Consider the following 21,616-nt stretch of genomic DNA (forward strand, 5'->3'; position numbering starts at 1 on the left):
TCCGGGAAATTCCTTCGCTTTGCCACCATGGATCACTTCCCCTGGATGACGAAACATCCAGCGTCCAGGTGTCGGAATCTCGGGGGTCACTCCAGACGACTTCCGCTCCTTCTACTTCGACACCGCCCTGTCCTCCAGCCCCGCCGCCCTGCCCACCCTGCTCGCCTTCGCCCGCCCCGGACACATCCTCTTCGGCAGCGACTGGCCCTTCGCCCCCGCTCCCGCCAGCCAGTACTTCGCCAACGGCCTCGACGGCAATGTCGACCCGGACACGCTCAAGGCCGTCAACCACACCAACGCCGAAGCGCTCTTCCCTCGTCTGGCCGCCACTCCCCCCACGCCGTCCCCAGCCCTCCCGGCCCCGGTGCGCCTGCGCCAGGCGGCCCGGCGCACCGCCGCGCGTCTTGTCTTCAAGCTCCTCCAGCCCGGCACCGACTAAGACAGGTTGTTCATGTCCACAGCCCCGCTCCACAAGCCCGACGATCAGGCCGAAGCCACACAGGAAGCCGTCGCGACCGGCCGCGCCGGCCACCGCGGCGTCCTCTTCGCGATGTGCCTGTCCCTGGTCCTGGTCGTCGCCTCCGTCTCCGCGCTCAACCTCGCCCTGCCCGACCTGGCCATCGACCTGTCGGCGACCAACGGCTCACTGACCTGGATCGCCGACGGCTACACCGTCGCCCTGGCCGCCCTCGTCCTGCCCCTCGGTGCCATCGGTGACCGGGTCGGTCGCCGCAACGTCCTCCTCGCGGGCACCCTCGTCTTCGGCGCCGCCTCCCTGGCCGCCTCCTTCGCGGACTCCACCACCACCCTCGTCGTCTGGCGGGTCGTCATGGGCCTGGGCGCCGCGATGATCATGCCGGGCACCCTGTCCACGATCACCGCTGCCTTCCCTCCCGAGCAGCGCGCCAAGGGCGTGGCCACCTGGTCCGGGTTCGCCGCGGCGGGCGCCATCATCGGCATGCTCGCCGCGGGGGCTCTGCTGGAGTGGTACTCATGGCGGTCGATCTTCGTCACCAGCGCCGCAGCCGCCCTCGTCGCCGCCGTCGCCGCCCTCGTCCTGGCGCCCGACACCAAGGACGGGCACCCGTCCCCGCCCGATGTGCCCGGGGCCGTGTGCACCGCCCTCGGCATCGGCACCCTCGTCTTCGCCATCATCGAGGGCAACGAGCAGGGCTGGACGGAGCCCGCAGTGATCGCCGCTCTCGTCGTCACGGTGCTGGCCTTCACCGCGTACGCCTGGCTCGGCCTGCGCAATCAGCACCCGCTGCTCGACCCCGCGCTGTTCGGCATCCGCGGCTTCCGGGCCGGCGCGATCACCGTCCTCGTTCAGTTCATGGCCGTCTTCGGATTCTTCTTCGTCGGCCTGCAGTACCTGCAGCTGATCCTCGGCTACAGCCCGCTCAAGGCCGCCGCCGCCCTGGTCCCTGTCGCCGTCGTCGTCCTGCCCACCTCCCAGGCCACGCCTCACCTGGTGCGACGGGTCGGAATGAAGGCCACCATGACCGCCGGCCTGCTCCTGCTGAGCGCCGGCCTGTTCGTCATCTCCCGGCTCGACGTCGGCTCCGGCTACCTGCCGTTCCTCGCCGGCCTCGTCCTGGCGGGCTTCGGCATCGGCCTGTCCGGATCCGTGGGTACCGCCGCCATCACCGGCTCACTCGGCCGCGGCCAACAGGGCGTCGCCTCCGCCATGAACGACACCACCCGCGAGGTCGGCTCAGCGGTCGGCATCGCCCTCATGGGCTCGATCTACGGCAGCCACTACCGCTCCAACCTGCCCGACTCCCTGAACCAGCTCCCCGCCGAAGCCAGCGAAGCCGCACGCGACTCCGCCGCCGCGGGCCTCCACGTCGCCGACCAACTCGGCGCGCGGGGCGCGGCCCTGGCGGACGGCGTCAAGTCCGCCTTCATGGACGGACTGTCCGCCTCACTGATCGCGGTCAGCATCATCGTCCTGGCCGCCGCGATCGGCTGCCTGTTCCGCGCACCGAAGGCACCGCCCACATCCGACTGACTCCAGCACCGTGGCACCTCACTTCCCACAGTTCGATCTTCCGGGCACGCTGAGGTGCTGGTCCGCCATAACCGGTCGGCGACGAGCCGGCCCGGACCGAGGAGGGGAACGTAGTCAGTGGCGGCGTGCCCGACCCGACTGCGGCCGACCGGGGCCGTGGTGCGGGGACGCGGTGCTGCTGGTGGTCAGCGAGCTGGTCACCAATGTGCTGCGGCACGCGCCACGCTCCCCCGGTCGCCGACGTGGGTATCACGGTCGGCGCGGGCAACTGGTAGTCAGTGTCGCCGACGCCGAGCCGTGCCTGCCCGATCTCGAACCGGGTGCGATGGGGGCTGGGCTGGAGCTGGTGGCGGAGTTGGTCGGCGAGTACGACGGTGACGTCAGCGCGGAACCGGCCGTCGGCCATGAAGGCACGGTGGTTCTTGTCCGCTTCAATCTGCCGTCGTGGGTCATGGACACGTGCAGATCGAGGGGAGCGGGGAGATCGTCCGGTGACTGACGAGTCCGGGACGTCCGAGCAGCCGGAGAGTACGCGGCCACAGCGGGGCAACCAGGGACCGCGAGTGGCGGATTGAGCGCGGTGTCGCGATCCGGGCGGGCTTCTACATCTTCGACACCCATCTGTTCGCCGGGTTCGTGTGGCTGCTCTACTACCCCGGGGAACACGCACACAAGCGACCGGGAAACCGACGGCTCAGCTGCCCAGGGGACGCCCGCCGCGTAATTGGGGCCTAACGGCCCCTGTACGGCCACCAGGGCATCGGTGAAGGTGTGTGGATCGACGCGGAGCCAGTGGGCGGTCGTTCTTCTCCCGCATACGGCCGCCCACGCCTCCCACCCGGCGGACTACCCTGGACCCGGATTGAAGACTTCATCAATTGGCTAGTTGCTGTGGACAGCATGGTTGGGGAGAGAGGACTGCCGAGGGTGATCGCTGTTGTGGGGCACGCTGATCTCGCGCCCTGGACCCTGGCCCTGCTGGAGGAGGAGCTGCGCGCTCGGCTGGCCCGGTGTGCCGAGGCGGGCCGGACGGGCCTGGTCCGGGTCGGGCAGGGAGTCCCGGTGGCGTTCGGACGAGCCGCGCAACAGGCCGGACTTGCGCTGGTGGCCGTGGTGCCCACACTCAACCGCGTGCCCGCCGTGCTGCGGGATCAGGACCGACGGGCGGCCGGGGAGTTGCTGCTCCTCTCTCAGCAGGTGCGGCTGGTGGAATACGACCCGGCGGACCGGGACGCCTGCATGCGCGCCGACGAGCGACTGCTGCGTGCGTGTGCCCGGGTGGTGGCGATCTGGGACGGCACCGCCTCCAACGGCCGTGACACCACAGCGCACTTGGTGGCCTACGCGCGCAGGCATGGCATCGACGTCGATGTGGTGTGGCCGGACGGCGCCGAGCGGCTGCCGAGGCTGGGAGAGGAGTCGTCATGACGGCCGGTATCCCGCAGCGGGTTCGCATGGTCGAATTGGGCCGGGACGAGGCGCTGAAACTGCTGGCCGAGGCTCCGCTGGGCCGGGTGGTCTTCTCCCGCCGGGCGCTGCCCGCGATCCGCCCGGTCAACCACCTCGTAGAGCCCAACGGGGACATCATCATCCGCACGCACACCGGGGCAACGCTGCTGGGCCGCGCGCCGCAGTCGGAGGTGGTGGCCTACGAGGCCGACGACCTCGACCCGGCCACCCGCACCGGCTGGAGCGTGGTCGTCACCGGCGCCGCCGGCCCCGTAACAGATCCTGGCGAACTCGCCCGCTACCGGACACAGCTCACGCCCTGGATCGACACGGAAATGGAGCACGTGGTGCGCGTCCACGCCGACATCGTGACTGGGTACCGGCTCGTCGGCGGCGATGAGGGCTCCTGAGCGAACGGCTCACGGCGCGCAGTCAGCGTGCCGAGAACCGGCTCGCGTGTGGCGCGCCGGATAGCGGTTTTCGTATGTCCCCAGGTCACTGGCAGGATCTCGGGATGGCTTCGTTCTCCCCCGTACCCTCGGTCGTTCCCGCTGGCCGGATGGCCGGAACTCCTCAGCCGGTGCTCGGTCTGCCGAGGGGCCTGGATTTGCGCCCGTGGCATCCTCGGGACGCCGATGTCCTCGTGAGCGCCGGCCAGGATCCTGCCATCCGGAAGTGGAACCGCCTGATCGTGGAATCGCCGGAGCACGCGCGCCGCAGGATCGAGGGCATGCACGAACGCTGGAGGGCCGAGCAGGCCGCGATCTGGGCCATCGCCCGGGCGGACACAGGCGAGGCCGTGGGCCTGATCGGCTGGGGCGGCATCGACCTCGACGACGGCAACGCCGAGATCGTCTACTGGGTTCTGCCGGCGGCCCGCGGGGGCGGTGTCGTCGTCGAGGCGACGAAGCGGCTCAGCCGGTGGGCCTTTGAGGACCTGGACCTGCACCGCCTGCGCCTGTGCCACTCGACCGCGAACCCGGCGTCCTGCCGTGTGGCGGAGAAGGCCGGCTACTCCTTCGAGGGCACCCAGCGCAGCGCGCTGCTGCACGAGGACGGGTGGCACGACGAGCACCTGCACCCCCTGGTGCAGGGAGACATCTGAGGCATCTACAGGTCGTTCCCCGCGTAGGAGAGATTGAAGCTCTTGTTGGTCAGCGGGAAGTCCGGGACGATCGTGTCGCTCAACGCGACGGGCAGTGCGGGCCAGTTGAAGAAGGACGGGTCGACCGGCTTGACGCGGGCCAAGGTGCCGTCGGGGGCGAGTTCGACGCGGGTGGCGATGGTGCCCCGCCAGCCCTCGACGAGGCCGACACCGCTGCGGGGGCCTTCCCCCGGGCCGGTCGGCCTTCCGTGGGCGGGGCCGGTGGCGACACAGTCGGACAGCTCCCGGATCAGGGTGAGGGAGGCTTCGATCTCCTCGGCACGGACCAAAAAGCGGGCCAGCACGTCACCTCCGGTGTGGACGGGAACCCGGCCCGGTTGCCCGTGCGGAGTGAAGGGATGCTCGATCCTCGCGTCCAGCGACAGGCCACTGGCACGGGCGACGTAGCCGAGGCAGCCGATGTCGCGCGCGGCCTCGGTGCGCAGGATCGCGGTGCCGGTGAACCGATCGTGCACGGTGGAGTGGCCGAGCGCCAGCCGGACGATCTCGCGGATGTCGTCGCCGATGCCCTCCAACTGCGTACGACCGGGCAGGGTGCGCAGCGCGCTGCCGCCGGGGACGACCCCGCCGCGCAGCAGCCGGTGTCCGGTCACCGTGTGGTTGAGGCGCAGGAGTTGTTCGCGCACGCGCTGGGCGTGGGCGTTGAGGATGCCGTGGCCGACGTCGTTGCAGAGCATGCCGAGGTCGGCAACGTGGTTGTGGAGGCGCTCCAGTTCGAGCAGCAACGCCCGTGCGCACTGGGCCTGTTCGGGGACGGCGGTGCCGGTGGCTTCCTCGACGGCCAGGCAGTACGCGAGGGCGTGGCCCACGGCCGTGTCGCCGCTGATGCGCTCCGCCAGCGGGAGTCCGGCCGTCGCCGAGCGGCCCTCGAAGAGTTTCTCGATGCCCTTGTGGACGAACCAGAGGCGGGCTTTGAGTTTGAGAATGGTCTCGCCGACGACGGAGAAGCGGAAGTGCCCGGGTTCGATGATCCCGGCGTGGACGGGGCCGACGGGGATTTCGTAGACGCCGTCGCCGGTGACTTCCAGGAAGGGGTAGGGGCCTTCCTGTTCGCCGAAGGCGGGTGGGTCCCCTGCGTCGGGGTGCATCGGGTACCAGCCCTTGGGCCAGTGGAAGTGGCGGACCAGGCGGCGCGGTTGGGGGTGGTCGAGGGGGACGATGCCGTGCAGGTCGTGCATCTCCCGCTCGAACCGGCCGGCCGGAAAAGACAGATGGGCCAGGCTGGGCACTTCGGTGCGGCCGGGGTCGAGGCGCACGTGCAGTTCGATGCGGGTGTCGGGCGGACCGGAGACGAAGAGGTAGACCAGGCGTACGGCGTCGGCGTCGTGGTGAGCGGCGATCAGGGCCAGGCGGTGCCCCTCGCGCAGCAGCGTCTCGGCCCGCTTGGACAGTTCGCCGGCGGCGACCTCTTGCACGGTGCGCATCGCTCAGGGCCTTTCCAGGATGGCGGCGGCCTGGGTGAGCAGGTGGCCCAGCGGGCCGGTGGCGATGCCGAGTGCGGCGCAGGCCGCCAGGCCGGCAGCGAGGGGCCACAGAGCGGAGGGGCTTTCCCCGGTCGGTTCTCCGGGGCCCAGCAGCATGCGCGCGGTGCGGGTGGCGAGTGCGGCGAAGGCGGTCAGGACCAGCAGGAGGGCGGTGGCCGTGGCCCAGGCGAGGCCCGCTCCGGCGGCGAATCCGGCGCGGGCGATGCCCAGTTCGGAGGCGAAGAGGCTGAACGGCGGGAAGCCCAGCAGTGCCACGACAGCGAGCCCGAACAGCGCACCCAGCCAGGGCGATTGAGCCAGCATTCCGCGCACCCGGCCGATCTTCGTCGTGCCGCGCAGGTGCAGGATCTGCCCTGAGGCGCAGAATGCGGTGGCCTTGGCGAGTCCGTGTCCGGCGATGTGCAGCAGGGTGGCGGACAGGGCGAGCGGGCTGCCGATCGCCGTGGCGAGGGCGATCAGGCTCATGTGTTCCATGCTGGAGTAGGCGAGCATCCGTTTGTAGTCGCGCTGGGCCAGCAGCAGTCCGGCGGCGAGGGTGAGGGTGAGCAGGGCGATTCCGGCGAGCAGGACGCGGGTGAAGTCCGGGCCCAGGGCCGCGTCCGCGATGACGCGGTAGCGCAGGATCGCGGCGAAGGCGACGGACAGCAGGACGCCGGACATCAGGGCTGAGACGGGGGCGGGTGCCTGGCTGTGGGCGTCGGGCAGCCACGCGTGCAGCGGGACCAGGCCCGCCTTGGCGCCGTAGCCGAGGACCACCAGGCTGATGCCGAGCCGGGTGACGGCCGGGTCGAGACGGTCCGCATGGGCCACCAGCGTGGGCCAGTCCAGCGCCCACGCCTCGGCGATGCCCGCCTGCCGGGCGGCGTAATACAGGAGCACGGTGCCCAGGAAGGCGAGCGCGATGCCGGCCGAGCAGATCATCACGTACTTCCACGCGGCCTCGACGGATGTACGGGTGCGGCGGTGGCCGACCAGGAACGCCGTGACCACGGTGGTCGCCTCGATCGCCACCCACAGCACGCCGAGGTTCGCGCTCACCACGGCCAGGCACATCGCGCCGAGGAACGTCTGGACCAGCATGTGGTAGCGCCACATGGTCCAGGCCGTCGCGTTCCCGGCGGCCCGCTCCGCTGCCAGATGTGCGGGCGCCGAAGCGCAGGCGATGAAGGCGACGGCGCCGACGACCAGCAGCATCCACACGGTCAGTGCGTCGGCCCGCAGCAGTCCGGAGTACGCGGACACCCACCTGCCGTCGACGCGCTCGGAGGCCAGCAGTGCCGCGCAGGTGAGGATCACCGTCGGGGAGGCCAGCGCGGCCCAGTCGGACGGGTGACGGGCCCGCGCTGCGGGGGCGACGGCCGGCGTCCCGGGTGAGGAGGCGGGGGCCGCTTCTTTCGTGTCCGGCAGGCCCGCAACGCCCGCCGCAGTGAGCACAGGGGCTTTCCGCGTCCGCGGTGGACGGCTCTCCTGCATGCGCCGGACCGCCGGCAGCCCGCGTGGCAGTTCATGCCTGACGAACCCGGTGAGCGTGTACCCGGCGGCCACGGCCAGCGGTGCGGCGGCGGGCGCGGTCAGCAACAGCGCGGTAAGTGCGGCGTTCATCAGTCGTGCAGCTCCCGCAGGTCGTCGATGTCGGTGGTGCCGAACGCCTCCCGCACCCGCACGGTGAGCAGCTGCAGCACCAGGACGGCGAGCAGCACGTCGAAGGAGACGCCGAGTTCGACGATCAGCGGCACGCCGGAGGCGGCCAGGAAGGCGGTCGCGGTGATGCCGTTGTCCAGCAGCAGGAAGCCGACCACCTGGGCGAGTGCGCGGCGCCGGGTGACCAGCACGAAGAAGCCGATCAGTACGACGGCCAGGCCGACCGGCAGCGCGCGGGTGGCGGGCGTGGGATCCAGCTCGACCAGCGGGCGGGCGACGGCGTAGGCGAGGAGGGTCAGCGCGGCGGCGGTCAACAGGGACGCGGCGACATTGACCAGCGGCTGGGTCTCGCGCGCCTCCTCGCTCCCGCCGTGCCTGGTGAGCCCGCCGTCCCGCTCGGCGACGAACGCTGTGAGGGCGCGACGGATCAGGTAGGGCAGCAGGCCGGCCCGCAGCGCCCCTATCCCCACCGCCACCACGAGCAGGCCCCACCGGTCCTCGTGCAGTCCCAGGAGCAGGGCGATCACCGCGAGTGCGACGCCCTGGAGCGCGAAAAGCCGGACGATCGCGGCGAGTTCGCGCCGCCACAGCACCACCACGGCGGCCAGCAGGAACGCCCCGCAGGCCAGGTCGAGCAGCTGGGTGAACAGGCCCTCGCTCATCGCGCTCCTCCTTCTGCGCCCAGGAAGTAGGAGGCCGTCACCGCGAGCAGCGCCAACAGGAAGGACCCGGCGAGGAGTTCGGGCACCCGGAACAGCCGGAATTTGGCCCAGAAGACCTCGGCCGCCGCCAGCGCCATGCCCAGGACCATCACCTTGAACACCGCCAGCAGCAGGGCGAGCAGCACGGCGGTGAGCGAGGCGCCGGTGGCGATGCCCCACGGTGCGAACAGCGAGGCCAGCAGCCCCAGCAGCACGGTCAGCCGCAGCTGGGCGCCGAACTCGACCAGCGCCAGGTCGGGTCCGGCGTATTCGAGGACCATCGCCTCGTGGACCATGGTCAGTTCCAGGTGGGTGGAGGGGTTGTCGACCGGCAGCCGGCCGCTCTCGGCCAGCACCGCCACCGCGAGCGCGGCGATCGCCAGCAGTCCGGCCGGAGAGGTGAGGCGGGCGGGCTGGTCGGCGGCTCCGGCGACGATGACCGGGAGGTTGGTCGACCCGGCCGGTATCGACAGCGCGAACACCGCCACCAGGATGGTGGGTTCGACCAGCGCGGCGATGGTCATCTCCCGGGAGGCGCCCATGCCGCCGAACGCGGTGCCGGTGTCCAGGCCCGCGAGCGCCAGCGCCAGCGTGCCAAGCGCCAGCAGCGACACCACCAGAATCAGGTCCGCGCGCGCCCGCACCGGTGTGTCGGTGGAGACCAGTGGCACCAGGACGGCCAGCACCAGCGAGGTGGCGACCAACAGGGGCGGCGCCCAGCGGAAGGCGGGGCCGGTGCCGACGGGCGTGATCGGTTCCTTGCGCAGCAGTTTACGAAGGTCCCGCCAGGGCTGGAGCACCCCGGCGCCGGCCCGCCCCTCCAGGCGGGCCCTCGTCTGCCGCATCAGCCCGGTCAGCAGGGGCGCCCCGGCCACCACCGCGCCCATCTGGAGGACGATCGCCGTGTATCCGACCGTGTTCACCAGCCCACCACCAACACCACCAGCAGGGCGACCAGCCCGAAAAAGCCGTAACCGAGATAGGCATGCACACTGCCGCCCGCCAGCCTGCGCGCCGACTGCCCGGCCGCGGCGAGGAGGTCGAGCACCGGCCGGTACAGGCGGTGCTCGATGCGGTCGGGCACCCGGTTGCGGAAAGCCACCCGCTCGACGAGATACGCGGACTCGCGCACGGGCGTGACGTCCACGTCCTGCTCCGGGGCGAGGACGTCGTCGAAGACCCGCTGCAGCGGCTCCGCGAACGAGGTCGCCGTATAGGCCATGCGCGGGGTCGGCGCCCCGCCCCCGCAGTCCCACAGCCGAGCGTTCATCCGCCGCCGCTGACGCCGCGACGCCCACCTCGTTGTCGCGGTGACCGCGCCCAGTGCCACTGTGAGCGCCGCCACCACCCACAGCGGGGACAGCGAGGCGGATACCTCGTCCAGGCGCACCCGCAGCCCGCCGCCGGACACCGGGTGCGTCCCGGCGAAGCCGACCGCCGCCACCGCGCGGTCCAGGCCGTCGCCCAGCAGCCCCGGCACCAGGGCCAGCGCCGTACACAGGGCCGCGAGCAGTCCCATCCCGGCCAGCATCAGCAGCGGCGACTCCTGTGCCGCGGCGGCCTGTGCGGTGCGCGGCCGGGCGAAAAAGCCCACGCCGAGCGCCTTGACGAACACCGCCGCCGCCAGCCCCGCCGACAGGGCGATCACTGCCACCGCCAGCGGCAGCACGATCGCCGTGGTCACCCCGGGCACGGCCAGCCCGTGGATCATCGACTGCAGCAGCAGCCACTCGCTGACGAACCCGTTGCCCGGCGGCAGCGCCACCGCTCCCAGCGCACCGAGGGCAAACAGGCCCGCCGTGAGGGGCATCCGGGCCCGCAGCCCGCCCAGCAGATCCAGGTTCCGCTCTCCGGTGGCCCGCAGCACCGAGCCCGCCGCGCCGAACAACAGGGCCTTGAACGCGGAGTGGTTGACCACGTGCAGCAGCGCCGCCGCGAGCGCCAGCCCGGCCAACGCCTTGTCACCAGCGTGGGCGAACAGCCCGGCCGCCCCGACACCGAGCACGACGAGCCCCATGTTCTCGGAGGTCGAGTACGCCAGCAGCCGCTTGAGATCCGAGGCCATCGCGGCCTGCAGGATCCCGTACACCGCCGACAGCCCGCCCATCGCCATCACCAGCAGCCACCACCAGGCCGGCCCTCCGCCCAGCAGATCGAACCCGACCCGCACCAACCCGTAGACACCGAGGTTCACCATGGCCGCACTCATAAGAGCCGAGACCGCGCTGGGCGCCTCGGGGTGCGCCCGGGGCAGCCACGCGTGCAGCGGCACCAGGCCCGCTTTGGAGGTGAACGCCGTCGCCGTGAGCACGAACACGAGCCCGCGCACGGTCGGCGACATCCCCGCGGTGCCCGTGCGCAGGGCGGCGAATGTCTCTCCGCCGGCCTGCGACGCATACACGGACAGGCCCGCGAGCAGCAGCACGAGCCCCAGGTGGGTCATCACGGCATACCAGACGGCCGCCTCGCGCACGGACGCTCGCTCCCGGTGCTCGGCCAGCACGAGGAGCAGCGAGGTGAGCGCCATCAGTTCCCACAGCAGCAGGAACGTCGAGACCGAGGCCGCCGCCGGCACCATAACGAGGGTCAGTGCGAACAGCGGCAGGAGCGCCTGCGCACCTCGCGAGCCGAACCCGTGCGCGCCGTGCCCGGCCACATAGCCGACACTGTAGACGGCCACCGCCGCCACCACGGCCCCGGCCACCGCCATGAACAGTCCGGACAGAGCGTCCAACGCGAAGTGCGTCCCGGCCAGCGGGAGCAGCCCGGGAATTGCGGCCGACCAGCGGCTTCCGCCCAGAGCGGCCACACCCGACGCACCACCGGCCACCCCCACACCCGCTGTCAACACACCCACCACCGCACCCCGGCCCCGCTGCGGCAGCACCAGCCCGGCCGCAGCGCCCGCCACGCCCAGTGCGGTGGCCGTCGCGAGGGCGGCGGAAATCAGGCTCACCGTCCGGTCACTCTCCGCAGCGCGGCGACGATCTCGTCCGGCCGCGGCGGGCACCCGGGCACCACCAGATCCACCGGTACGACATCGGAGACGGCGCCCTCGACGCCGTAACCCCCGGCGAACTCGCCGCAGTTGATCGCACAGTCCCCAACCGCGACCACGAGCCGCGGCTCGGGCATCGCGGCGACCGTGCGGCGCAGCGGCTCGGCCATGTTCCGCGTGACCGGGCCGGTGACCAGGGCCACGTCCGCGTGCCGGGGAGAGGCCACCAGGCGGGCGCCGTACCGCTCGGCGTCGTAGACCGGGTTGAAGGCGCCCGCGATCTCGATCTCGCAGCCGTTGCAGGAGCCGGCGTCCACACAGCGCACCTGCACCGAGCCGCCGAACTCCCCGGCCGCGGGCAGCTGTTCGCCGTCCGGTTCGGGCGGGGCGGGCTCGGCCACCCGCCCGGTGTCCCGGATCTTGCGCAACAGGCCCATGAACCCTCCCTGACGCGGTGAGGACTTGTGAGCGGGTGTCCGACCGGCCACCCGCGAGCGGAGATACGGGACTTGGGGGTGAAGGCGGCCGCCTCCCGGTGCCGTAGAGCGCTGTCCAGCTCTCGGGAGGCGGCCACCGATCGGGGGCCGCCGTTACGACGGCGGTTTGGCCTGAGTCTGGGCGGCCTGCAGGTCGGCGAGGAGTTCGGCCTGCCCGGCGAGCACCCCGGACAGGATGGTGCGGGCGACCCGGAGCAGTTCGGCGATGTCCGGACTGGTCAGCGAGTAGTAGACGGTCGAGCCCTCTTTGCGGGTCACCACCAGGTTCGCCCGCCGCAGCACCGCCAGCTGCTGCGACAGGTGGGCCGCCTCGATGCCGACCTCGGGCAGCATCTCCGCCACCGCATGCTCGCGCTCGCTCAACAGCTCCAGCACCCGGATGCGGGCCGGGTGGCCGAGTGTCTTGAAGAACTCGGCCTTCAGTTGGTACAGCGGCGTACTCATCGTGCCGTCGCCTCCCCGGTGCGGCAGCACGTCCGCACCCGGCCGTCCTCGGCGCATCGCATCCACCCACTCGTCACACACATGCGGCCCATCCTCGCTTGCGGCGACGGTCGCACCGAATCCGCTCACGAGAACCAGGCCGCCCGAAAACAGCGGCAACGACCTCAACAATTGCTAATATTAGCAAGTCTATATGTGTTGTGAGGGAGGCTTGCGTGAGAATCATTCCGCTGCGCGGCCCCGGGGTGGCCTGGTACAAGTGCCCGGCCTGCCGCCTGAAGTGCCGCCCGAGCGCCGTCGGCGCGGAGGGTGCGTGTCCCCGGTGCGGGCACTCCCACATGATGCGGCTGTCCTTCGGCGGCCGGCGCGCGGCGTCCGAGCCGCCCGGCGGCCAGAACTGACAGCAGCGGCACAGGGGTTGGGTAAGGGGGTGGTGGGGCATGGGTGACTGGGCCGTGTAGTCAGGAAGCGGGATCCGCTTCGAGTGGGGGCCGACCGGAGCGGGCCGTCTCACCGGGGAGGCGGCCTGTCTGGTCGTCGTCGAGGTGCTGTCCTTCACCACGGCAGTGACCGTCGCTGTGCAGCAGGGCATCCGGGTGGTGCCGTTCTGGCTGCCGGACGGCTTCGCCGCCCCGGCCGAGCGGGCCGCGGCGGAAAAGGCCGCCGCCGTGTACGCACGGCAGTGCGGGGCACAGCTGGCCCTCGCCGGCCACGCCGTCACGCCCGACAGCCCCTGGTCCATCTCCCCGGCCCACCTGCGCCACGCCCCGTTCGCCGCACACGCCTGGTGCTGCCCTCCCCGAACGCTGCGGCCATCGCGGCAGCCGCACCGCCGCGCGTGCGGGTGGTCGCCGCCTGCCTGCGCAACATCCTCGCGGTCGGCGACTGGCTCACCTCCCATGGTTACGGCACACCCGGCCGTCCGGTGGCCGTGATCGCCGCGGGCGAGCAGTGGCCGGACGTCAGCCTGCGCCCCGCGCTGGAGACCTGCTCGGCGCCGGTGCCCTCCTCTCCGACTTGCATGCCCAGGGCGCGGGACCCATACGTCCCCGAGAAAACAGACGCGTCCGTGGGGTAGGTGTGGGATCCGGCAACCACGGGGGCAACTTCGGGTTTGTTGCGGGGGGCTGGTGCGGCGGCCGGCCCGCCGTTGCAGCGGCGGACCAGCCACGGAGTGCGGTGTCCGGACCAGTGGACGTCCGCTGATCCCTCTGAGGGACCTCTTCCAGTGTCTGTGATCCACACGGAACTGTGCGTCGGGCAGGGTTGCGGAGTTGGGTCGGCAACAATTCCAACATTCTGTGACCTGCCGCGATGCGGTGGTGTGCGATGCCAGGGCGGATGGGGTGCGCGGGGTGGCGGGGGTGCGGTGCCGGGCTTCGCGGGTGGGGGTGTTCGTCCTCATCCAGATCGTGGTCGTGGCCTTGGTGCTGGCCGGGTATGACCTGCCGACCGCGCTGGCCTGTGCGACGGGCGGCCTGGTCGCTGCCCGTGTGGCCCAGGACCTGCTCGCCCCGCAGCGTCCGGTACGGGCGGCGTGATGGCGCCGACGCCGTCGGGAGTGGGGAGCCCGGGACGCGACCTGGACCCGTTGCACAGCCCGATCGAGGCGCTCGCCCGTGCACTGTGGAACCTGCGCGTGCGTGAACCTGCTCGGACCCAGCTGGTGGTGGCGAGGGCCATCCCCTGCGACACCGCCACCGTGTCCAAGCTGACGAACGGCCGGGACCTTCCGAGCGAGCCATCACTGGACCGGTACCTCATCGTGTGCGAGGCCCCGAACCCTGAGGCGTGGAAGGCTCTGCGGGGCCTGGCCGGTGCTGCGGCCAAGACCCTGAACGACGTGGAGGGCTCTCAGCGCAGTGCGCTGTCCTCCTTCGCCGAGAAGTTGCTGGCATGCTGTGCCGCGGCCGGGGTGAGTCTGGCCGCCGCCGGCTCGCGCCAGGATGCCCGTGCGTACACCGCGCAACTACTTGTCGAGGGGTGGGTGGCTGCTGCGGCAGCGCCGGAACCCGTACCGGTCCCGGATCGGCCCGCTGACCTGGAGCCCGAGCCCGGGCTGTGGACGGCGCTCAGTGAAGCCCCTGAAACGGGGCCGGTACCCGTACCGGCCCCGGCGCAGACCGCCGGCCTCAAGCGCGCCGGAGAACCCGAGCCTGAGACGCCGACAGGCTCCGGCCAGGGCGCCGGCCCGGATAGAGGGAGGCCGGCCTCGTCGCATGGGTCGCACAGACGGTATGCCGGGTTCAGCATCGGTGCGCTGGCCGTGACCGGGGTCGTGGTTGTCGGCCTGACGGTCGTTCCCGCCTGGTTGAGGGGTGACGACGACAGCAGCGGCAAGGACGGGAAGCCGGGCAGTTCCCTGCCACGGTGCACGAAGGCGTCGGTCACGCTGAACATCGCGGCGTCGACGGACAAGTCCGCGCCCCTGCAGGACCTGGCCCGCCAGTACGGTCCCCGCCTCGCCGGTGGCCAGTGCGTGGACGTGGCCGTCTCCAGCATCGACTCGGGCAGCGCCATGAAGGCGCTGGCGCGGGGCTGGAGCGAGGACGACGGGCCCGAGCCGGATGTGTGGTCGCCGGCGTCGCGTGCATGGCTGGCGGTGGCCCGGCAGCGGGCCACCGCCGCGGCGAAGAAGCGCCTGCCGGAGATGGCCGGACAGTCGGTGGTGACCAGCCCGCTGACGATCGCCATGCCCAGGCCCATGGCCGAAGCGCTGGGCTGGCCCGAAAAGAAGATCGACTGGAAGGAACTGGCCGCCTACGCCGCCCAGCCGGACTTCTGGAAGAGCAAGGGCCACCCGGAGTGGGGAGACTTCAAGCTCGGCAAGACCAACCCGCAGTACTCCACCTCGGGACTGAACGCGACCATCGGCGTGTTCTTCACCGAGATCGGCACAACGGGCGAGATGAACCCCGAGGACCTCGACGATCCCAAGGCCCGCACAGTGGTCAGGTCGATCGAGAACGCGGCCGTCCACTACGGCGACACCACACTCACGTTCCTGTCGAACCTGCGCCGCGCCGACGACGACGGCGATGCCACCTCCTACATCTCCGCCGTCACCGTGGAGGAGAACTCCGTCGTCGCCTACAACAAGGGCTATCCGTGCGGCAGCCAGTCCAACGACCCGCAGTGCGCGGTCGCCCCCGCCAAGCTCACGCCGCCCAAGACCCTGCTGGTCGCGTTCTACCCGACCGACACCACCTCCACCGCCACGGACGGATCCGCCTCACAGACCCTGTACTCCGACCACCCCTACATCGAGCTGAACGGCATCGCGCAGGCCAAGAAGAAAGTCGCCGACGACTTCCAGAAGTTCCTCACCTCCGACACCGCGATCAGCCGCTTCACCCGGCTGGGATTCCGCACCGCCCAGGGCAAAGTCACCACCCAGCTCACCCCGGCCAACGGGGTGCTGGGTGACAAGAAGCTGACAGCGCAGAGCACACCCGCCCCGGACGTCCTGGACAAGATGCTGGCCGCGTGGCGCGAGCTGCGCAAACCCGCGAACGTCCTCACCGTCATCGACACCTCCGGGTCGATGGACTGGGGAATCCGCAGCGGCACCAACGAGAAAGCCCAGGGCGAACCCAGCCGGCTCGATCTCGTCAAGCAGGCCCAGGGACCGCTCTTCGACGGGTTCACGGACCGGGACAAGGTCGGCCTGTGGACCTTCGCCAAAGAGGTGAAACACGTCAGCCCGCTCCAGGCGATGGGATCGGGCACGAACAGCCATCGCAAGGACCTCAAGGCCGGCATCGACGACCTCCAGGCCACCGGTGCAACCTCGCTCAACCAGGCCGTCGCCGACGCCGTCGACTCCCTACGCGCCCAATGGGACCCCCACGCCATCAACGCCGTCGTCGTTCTCACCGACGGCAACAACGACCCCCAGTACGCGCCGCCCGCCTTCAACCAGCTCCGCAAGAAACTGACCGACACCAGCAAACCCGTCCGCGTGTTCACCATCGCCTACGGCAAGGACGCCGACACCAGGACAGACCCCGACTCCTGCACCGACAGCAAGAAGACCTGCGAGACGTACCTGCAGGAAATCGCCGAACTCAGCCACGCCCGCACCTACAACGCCCGTGACCCCAAGACCATCTCCAACATCCTGACGAACGTCATCTCCAACTTCTGACCCCACACGCCCCCGACGCGCGGGCTGCCCGGGCGCGAACACGCCGCCGGGCGGCCCGAGAAGGCCTCGACCACATGACACCACCATGACGATCGAGGGCTACAGCTGCCGGGGCTGGCGTTGGACAGTCCACTGCACGCCAGTCAGCGACGATCCCGGTCGGAGGCGAAGGGGGCGTCGATATCGGAGATCCAGAAGCAGATCTCCAGGGTCTTCAGCCATGGGTAGTGTCGTGTCTTCCGCTCTCTCCATATGGTGGCGACGACGGCCGTCGACAGGAGCAGGGCGCAGCAGGCGGCCGGCAGCCGGTGGGAGCCGACGGCGAATTCGACCAACGCGACGATGGTTGCCATCGTCAGCGAGAGCGCGAGGTTGCGTTGCATCAGCCCCACCGCCTCCATTCGGGTGACCTCGCTGGCGACCGGCTTGTTGTGCAGTTCGGCGGCGGCCAGCAACACGTGGGGGTCCGCGGACACGAAGGGGCGGTCCCGGGCGTCGGGAACGCCGGCAAGGAAAATACGCCGGGCGTCGTCGGGAGTTCGATGGCGGCGGGGCATGATCGTGTCGAGGACGGCGCTCAGGGGGGTGGTGACCGTGCCCAGTACGTAGCTGGTCACCACGGCGCCGACCACCAGCAACGCCGACGGCGCCGTAGCCAGGGCGCCGATGTCGACCACGTGCAGGCGGCCGAGGGCGTAGAGGAGGACCGCAAGCTGCACTCCTCCCGGGATCGCGATGCCAAACAGTTCGAAGAGGCCGACGGCAAAGGTCACGGACATCCTCCTGATGTTTGGGGCGGCACCGTCGTTCACCGCGGGCGCCGATCGTTTGCTCTACAGCCGACCGAGTGTGGCACGTGCCCGCAGTGCCCGGAGCCAACGCTGCACAGCTCACCCCGCAAGACCGGCCTGCCTTCAGCCCCGCACAACCAGCCACGAAACCGCGAGTTCTCCTTCGGTAGCGGCAACGCGCTACAGGTCACGATCTACGGCTGCGGTGCTATATTTGTCCTGGTCAACGGCCTGGCGGTGGGGAGTGTAGCGGGGGTTGGGCATGCGCGGGACGGCCTTGGGCCGACCGTCCCACCAACGTGTGCCCACGCCGCGTGTAATGACAGCGCGACGAGCAGTCCGTTGTCGTGATCCACGATGTACCGACGAACGACTGGGACCTGGAACTCGAAGAACTCTTCCTGCGGACCGGAGCCCGCTTTTGCCGTGTGGAGGCCCGGCGGCGGATGCGGGACTACGTCCGCGGACTGCTCGGCCCGGTAGGCCGAAAGAACTGAGGTTCCCCCCGGCGTGCGGGAAGTGCTGATCAGCTGGTCAGGAGGGGGTGACGGGGTTTCAGGTTCGTTCGTTCGGCCGTGGCCCGGTCGGCGTAGTGCTTCTCCTCGAACTCGATCGGACTGAGGTAGCCGAGCCGTTTCGACCGCTATCTCGACAGCGCGAGCAAGCTGGACGTCGACCACCTCTTATCTGTGCCTTCGACGGCTTGACCTACAGTTCTTGCTGGTCAATGCGTCAGCGGCATGCCGCTGACGTCCAGAAGTGGCTGCTCCGGCACCCCCGCTTCCATCTGCCTTCACTCCCACCTCGGCATCCTGGCTCAACCTCGTCGAACGCTGGTTCGCCGAGCTGACCTGCCGCAAACTCCGCCGCTCTACACACCGCAGCGTCATCGAACTCGAACGCGACATCCGCGGCTGGATCAACGAATGGAACAAGAACCCCAGGCCGTTCATCTGGACGAAACCCGCCGACGAAATCCTCGACACCCTTGCCGCGTACTGCACACGAATTAACAAATCAGGACAATAAATCCTAGACAAGGATGTACTTGTTGAACGATGTTCCAGATCTTGGGCCCATGCCCCAGCAGGTAACCATCAGTGCCGAACAGGCAGGGCGGCTCGTGGCCGAACAGTTCCCCCAATGGGCCGCACTACCTGTGACGGCTGTGGAGAACGGCGGCCGGGACAACCGCACCTTCCACTTGGGCGACAACATGCTGCTCCGCCTGCCCAGCGCGGAGGAGTACGCCCTGGCCGTGGAGAAGGAGCACCGTTGGCTGCCCGAGCTGGCACCCGCTCTCCCGCTGCCGATCCCGGTGCCGCTGGCGAAGGGGAGCCCTGGCGCGACCTACCCGTTCGCGTGGTCGGTCTACGGGTGGATCGACGGCACGCCCGCGACGTTCGAGTCCGTTGTCGATCCGATCCGCTTCGCCGAGGAGCTGGCCAACTTCGTCGCCGCGTTGCAGAGCATCGATGCCTCGGAGGGACCACAGCCTGGCAAGCACAACTGGTTTCGTGGAGCAACGCTGCGGACCTACGAGGCGCAGGCGCTCGGTGCGCTGGACGAACTGCGCGGCCACATCGACATCGCGCTGGCACACGAGTTGTGGGCTCAGGCGCTCGAGGCGCAGTGGGACGGGGCCGACGTCTGGTTCCACGGCGACCTTGCCCAGGGAAACCTGCTCCTTGAAGACGGGCAGCTCGCCGCCGTCATTGACTTCGGTACGTGTGGCGTGGGAGACCCCGCTTGCGACCTCGCAATCGCGTGGACCTTGCTCTCGGCCGACGGCCGTGGCTTGTTCCGGAAGCGGCTCGGCGTCGACGATGCGACGTGGGCGCGCGGACGCGGATGGGCGCTGTGGAAGACGCTCGTCTCGTGCGCCAACAGCCAGGGCGAGGAAGGCACTGACGCCCGCAACGCGCGACGCGTGCTCTCAGAGATCCTCGCTGATCGAGGCTGAGGGGGCATAGAAGCGCGTGGACCCCGCCGGGGCCACCGTCTGAGAGGCAGTCTGCCTGCGCAACCAGCCCCACAGCGCCCAGTGTTCGCGATCGGGTAACTCCAGCGGCAACGGCTTCGGACCAGGCATCGCGCCACTTTGCAACCGCAAGCGAACTAACGACTCAGGATACCAGCGGCTCTGCTCGAATCGTTTGCCGGGTAGCGGGCCTCTCTGGGAGTTCCGATCCCGCCAGACGCTGCGGAGAAATGCCGCGACGGATCTTGCAGGTCGTGTCAGTGTGAGGGCGTGGCGACGATCGAGATGGCAGATGTGTTTGCGAGCGGACGCCGCCCTGGAGGTGGGAGTCTCTATGCGTACCGGGTGCGCGGGCGAGGCCGCAGCGCGGTAGTTCTGTGGATCGGTGGGCGGGGCGATGAACCCGATCAGGTGTATGCGTTGACAGAGGATGGTCGCTGGCAAGTGCCGGCGTTCGTGACTGTTCGGCAGGCGCGGGTGTACGTGAGTCGGCGGGGGTGGCGGCTGGCCACTTCTGAGACGTCATCCGCTTTCCGAACGTGATCGTTTAGTTCGGGTGGGTGGGCATGAACTCTCGTTCGTGGCGGGAGCCGGCTTTGTCGACCCTGCGGCGGGGCCTTCACCCGCACCGGTGAACCGTCGTGCCGGTGAACGTTCCTGCGTCTGCTGTTCCTCCTACGGTGAGGGGGTGTTGCCCCAGTCCCCGGCAACGGTCCGACGACCGCGAACCCTCCTACGACGGGGGCCTCATGCCGGGAACCACCATGGACCTCCAGGACACGAATGCAGCGTCAGGGCAGGGTGACGACGACTCCGCGCGGGGAGAGACGCCGGTCCCGTGCCGGCATGCGCGCACCTACCTCGACCACGGCATCACCGTGGTCGAGTTCCACGGCAGCATCGACCTGAACACCGTGTGCGAAGTCCAGGCCCATACCGACGCCGCCACGGCCCGGCAGGGCGCTCGGGTGATCGTGGACCTGCGGCCGGTGGAATTCCTCGACTGTGCGACCCTCGGCCTGCTCTGCCGGGCGCGGCGCAGGGCCCTGGAACGAGGCGGCCACCTGGCACTGGTCTGCGTCCGTCCCTGGCACCTGCGGATCCTCAAAGCCGCTGGCCTCGGCGAACTCTTCGCCCTCTTCTCCACAGTCCAGGACGCCCTCCACCACAAACGCTGAACCGGACAACAGTCCCTGCCGCAGAAAAGTCAGCGGCCCGGATGATGCCGGACGACACGGCCAGATCACCGTCTGTCCCGAACCCCGTTCACCTTCTAGGCTGTTCGGGAAGATCCCCCAGGTTCCCCTTGTCGCGGGAAGCTGGCAGTGGCCCCCAGACCCTGGGCCCGGAGCGACACCACAGGGCAAACCGGCATCCCGATCCCGCGAACAGTCCGCGGACACCGGTCCCTCGTCCTCCGGCCCGTTCGAGTGTGGCGAATCCCGCTCGCCCCAGGCGCCGTGAGGACGATCCCGCGCGAGGGCTCCGCGCCCTCGGGGAGCCACGCGGATCCTCGCGCCGGTGGCCGCCGCCGTTGTCGCCGACCAAGGCGGCGGCCACCCCACCCACCGGTCACAAACCGGGAGGTGTCCGCCCGGGTCACCCGCGCGGACACACGGCCGGTGCTCTCCCGCAACGCTCCCGGCCGCAGCCTCAACGGCGCCGACTCCGTCGTGGCTTCCCCGGCAGGGAAACGACACAGGGTGGCAAAAAGAGGGGGAGCCGCCACCGTGCACCCCCGCCGTCTGGGGCGGGAAAGGAAACCTACGTCTGGTTTCATCCTCCCGCCCCGCCACCACGACGGTGGAGGCCGTCCAGCCCATGTGCCCAGGACAAACGGCCCCTGGACGGCCCCGAGGAGACAAGCCATGACATCCCGGGGGCGCCCTTCACCCGCCGGTTCTACCCGAGGGCGCGGCCCGACCCCCGGCGGGAAGGAGGTGCAGGCGTCAGACCGCCGACACGCTGAACACGACGTGCCGCACTCCCCAACGCGTACAGCCCCGGAAGCGACACGGCCGCAGCGACCGAAAGCATCCTGGACCTTTACGTTCAGACGTAGGCTCTGCCATCTCCGCGTACTGCCTGGCGCAGGCAGCCTGTTCGGGAAACGGCGCGGCCGACACCACTGGTGGATCACCCCTGTAAAGAGGCCCGGGCGGCACACGAGTTGCACGCGAAATCACCCTGCTGCCCTCTTTCGGGCAACGTGTGTCGGCGGCGGTTGAACGCGGACCCACTCTGGTCGGTTGAATCGTGACCCGTGTGGCTTGTGGTTGGTGTGTTCAGCCGGTTTCTGTTGTGGCG

General features: G+C 70.2%; 22 protein-coding genes and 1 pseudogene. 15 read left to right on the plus strand and 8 right to left on the minus strand.

From position 1 onward, the window contains the following. Positions 1-55 precede the first annotated feature (55 nt). From AB0I51_RS47035 to AB0I51_RS47065, 7 genes are all read left to right on the plus strand, one after another. The gene (locus tag AB0I51_RS47035) at positions 56-439 is read left to right on the plus strand and encodes an amidohydrolase family protein (protein ID WP_362985494.1); all 384 of its coding nucleotides are present in this window, start codon (positions 56-58) and stop codon (positions 437-439) included. A 12-nt stretch (positions 440-451) separates the two neighbouring features. Next, positions 452-2,011 carry an MFS transporter gene (locus AB0I51_RS47040; RefSeq protein ID WP_362985457.1) on the plus strand — a complete coding sequence of 520 codons (1,560 nt, stop codon included), beginning with the start codon at positions 452-454 and terminating at the stop codon, positions 2,009-2,011. A gap of 172 nt (positions 2,012-2,183) precedes the next feature. Next, entirely contained in the window at positions 2,184-2,510 is a 327-nt protein-coding gene (locus AB0I51_RS47045) for an ATP-binding protein (RefSeq protein ID WP_362985459.1), read from the plus strand. After that, on the plus strand, positions 2,507-2,746 hold the full coding sequence (locus AB0I51_RS47050) for a DUF6126 family protein (RefSeq protein ID WP_362985496.1): 240 nt from the start codon (positions 2,507-2,509) through the stop codon (positions 2,744-2,746). The genes AB0I51_RS47045 and AB0I51_RS47050 overlap by 4 nt, the downstream gene beginning before the upstream one ends. Positions 2,747-2,938: 192 nt before the next feature. Beyond that, positions 2,939-3,439 carry a DUF834 domain-containing protein gene (locus tag AB0I51_RS47055; RefSeq protein WP_362985461.1) on the plus strand — a complete coding sequence of 167 codons (501 nt, stop codon included), beginning with the start codon at positions 2,939-2,941 and terminating at the stop codon, positions 3,437-3,439. Continuing rightward, positions 3,436-3,870 carry a pyridoxamine 5'-phosphate oxidase family protein gene (locus tag AB0I51_RS47060; RefSeq protein WP_362985463.1) on the plus strand — a complete coding sequence of 145 codons (435 nt, stop codon included), beginning with the start codon at positions 3,436-3,438 and terminating at the stop codon, positions 3,868-3,870. Before AB0I51_RS47055 ends, AB0I51_RS47060 begins: the two co-directional genes overlap by 4 nt. A gap of 149 nt (positions 3,871-4,019) precedes the next feature. Beyond that, the gene (locus AB0I51_RS47065; protein ID WP_362985465.1) at positions 4,020-4,565 is read left to right on the plus strand and encodes a GNAT family N-acetyltransferase; all 546 of its coding nucleotides are present in this window, start codon (positions 4,020-4,022) and stop codon (positions 4,563-4,565) included. Positions 4,566-4,570: 5 nt separating this feature from the next. Here the strand turns inward: AB0I51_RS47065 and AB0I51_RS47070 are convergent, their stop codons facing one another. From AB0I51_RS47070 to AB0I51_RS47100, 7 genes are all read right to left on the minus strand, one after another. Next, positions 4,571-6,049 (minus strand): NADH-quinone oxidoreductase subunit C, encoded by a 1,479-nt coding sequence (locus tag AB0I51_RS47070; protein ID WP_362985467.1) that lies wholly within the window; start codon positions 6,047-6,049, stop codon positions 4,571-4,573. A gap of 3 nt (positions 6,050-6,052) precedes the next feature. After that, entirely contained in the window at positions 6,053-7,711 is a 1,659-nt protein-coding gene (locus tag AB0I51_RS47075; RefSeq protein WP_362985469.1) for a proton-conducting transporter membrane subunit, read from the minus strand. Beyond that, a complete protein-coding gene (locus AB0I51_RS47080) occupies positions 7,711-8,412 on the minus strand; it encodes a hypothetical protein (RefSeq protein ID WP_362985471.1) in 702 nt (233 codons plus the stop codon). The genes AB0I51_RS47075 and AB0I51_RS47080 overlap by 1 nt, the downstream gene beginning before the upstream one ends. Continuing rightward, complete coding sequence (locus tag AB0I51_RS47085; RefSeq protein WP_362985473.1) at positions 8,409-9,374, minus strand: NADH-quinone oxidoreductase subunit H; 966 nt, start codon at positions 9,372-9,374, stop codon at positions 8,409-8,411. Before AB0I51_RS47085 ends, AB0I51_RS47080 begins: the two co-directional genes overlap by 4 nt. Further along, a complete protein-coding gene (locus tag AB0I51_RS47090) occupies positions 9,371-11,407 on the minus strand; it encodes a proton-conducting transporter membrane subunit (RefSeq protein ID WP_362985475.1) in 2,037 nt (678 codons plus the stop codon). The genes AB0I51_RS47085 and AB0I51_RS47090 overlap by 4 nt, the downstream gene beginning before the upstream one ends. Beyond that, positions 11,404-11,886 (minus strand): oxidoreductase, encoded by a 483-nt coding sequence (locus AB0I51_RS47095; protein ID WP_362985477.1) that lies wholly within the window; start codon positions 11,884-11,886, stop codon positions 11,404-11,406. The genes AB0I51_RS47090 and AB0I51_RS47095 overlap by 4 nt, the downstream gene beginning before the upstream one ends. Before the next feature lie 153 nt (positions 11,887-12,039). After that, positions 12,040-12,390 carry a metalloregulator ArsR/SmtB family transcription factor gene (locus AB0I51_RS47100; protein WP_362985479.1) on the minus strand — a complete coding sequence of 117 codons (351 nt, stop codon included), beginning with the start codon at positions 12,388-12,390 and terminating at the stop codon, positions 12,040-12,042. Between the two features lie 215 nt (positions 12,391-12,605). Here AB0I51_RS47100 and AB0I51_RS47105 point away from each other — a divergent pair, with 215 nt between their 5' ends. The 4 genes from AB0I51_RS47105 (at position 12,606) to AB0I51_RS47120 (ending at position 16,537) form a co-directional block, all read left to right on the plus strand. Beyond that, positions 12,606-12,791, plus strand: coding sequence for a hypothetical protein (locus AB0I51_RS47105; protein ID WP_362985481.1), 186 nt, complete (start codon positions 12,606-12,608; stop codon positions 12,789-12,791). Between the two features lie 386 nt (positions 12,792-13,177). Beyond that, a complete protein-coding gene (locus AB0I51_RS47110; RefSeq protein WP_362985483.1) occupies positions 13,178-13,468 on the plus strand; it encodes a hypothetical protein in 291 nt (96 codons plus the stop codon). Between the two features lie 307 nt (positions 13,469-13,775). Continuing rightward, positions 13,776-13,931: a hypothetical protein gene (locus tag AB0I51_RS47115; RefSeq protein WP_362985485.1), complete on the plus strand. Its 156-nt coding sequence runs from the start codon at positions 13,776-13,778 to the stop codon at positions 13,929-13,931. Continuing rightward, a complete protein-coding gene (locus AB0I51_RS47120; protein WP_362985487.1) occupies positions 13,931-16,537 on the plus strand; it encodes a substrate-binding and VWA domain-containing protein in 2,607 nt (868 codons plus the stop codon). Before AB0I51_RS47115 ends, AB0I51_RS47120 begins: the two co-directional genes overlap by 1 nt. A 143-nt stretch (positions 16,538-16,680) precedes the next feature. On the opposite strand, the gene AB0I51_RS47125 is transcribed toward AB0I51_RS47120, so the two are convergent. Further along, positions 16,681-17,316, minus strand: a complete 636-nt coding sequence (locus AB0I51_RS47125; RefSeq protein ID WP_362985489.1) for a hypothetical protein — start codon at positions 17,314-17,316, stop codon at positions 16,681-16,683. Between the two features lie 359 nt (positions 17,317-17,675). Between AB0I51_RS47125 and AB0I51_RS47130 the strand changes: the two genes are divergently transcribed. From AB0I51_RS47130 to AB0I51_RS47145, 4 genes and pseudogenes are all read left to right on the plus strand, one after another. Next, positions 17,676-17,825 (plus strand): hypothetical protein, encoded by a 150-nt coding sequence (locus AB0I51_RS47130; protein ID WP_362985498.1) that lies wholly within the window; start codon positions 17,676-17,678, stop codon positions 17,823-17,825. A gap of 254 nt (positions 17,826-18,079) precedes the next feature. Further along, positions 18,080-18,357: pseudogene (locus tag AB0I51_RS47135) on the plus strand (IS630 family transposase); the annotation flags it as partial. Positions 18,358-18,406: 49 nt separating this feature from the next. Then, positions 18,407-19,291 (plus strand): aminoglycoside phosphotransferase family protein, encoded by an 885-nt coding sequence (locus tag AB0I51_RS47140; protein ID WP_362985490.1) that lies wholly within the window; start codon positions 18,407-18,409, stop codon positions 19,289-19,291. 767 nt (positions 19,292-20,058) lie between these two features. Then, positions 20,059-20,487, plus strand: coding sequence for an STAS domain-containing protein (locus AB0I51_RS47145; protein ID WP_362985492.1), 429 nt, complete (start codon positions 20,059-20,061; stop codon positions 20,485-20,487). Positions 20,488-21,616: the final 1,129 nt, after the last annotated feature.

The organism is Streptomyces sp. NPDC050549, assembly GCF_040655035.1.
GTDB lineage: Bacteria > Actinomycetota > Actinomycetes > Streptomycetales > Streptomycetaceae > Streptomyces.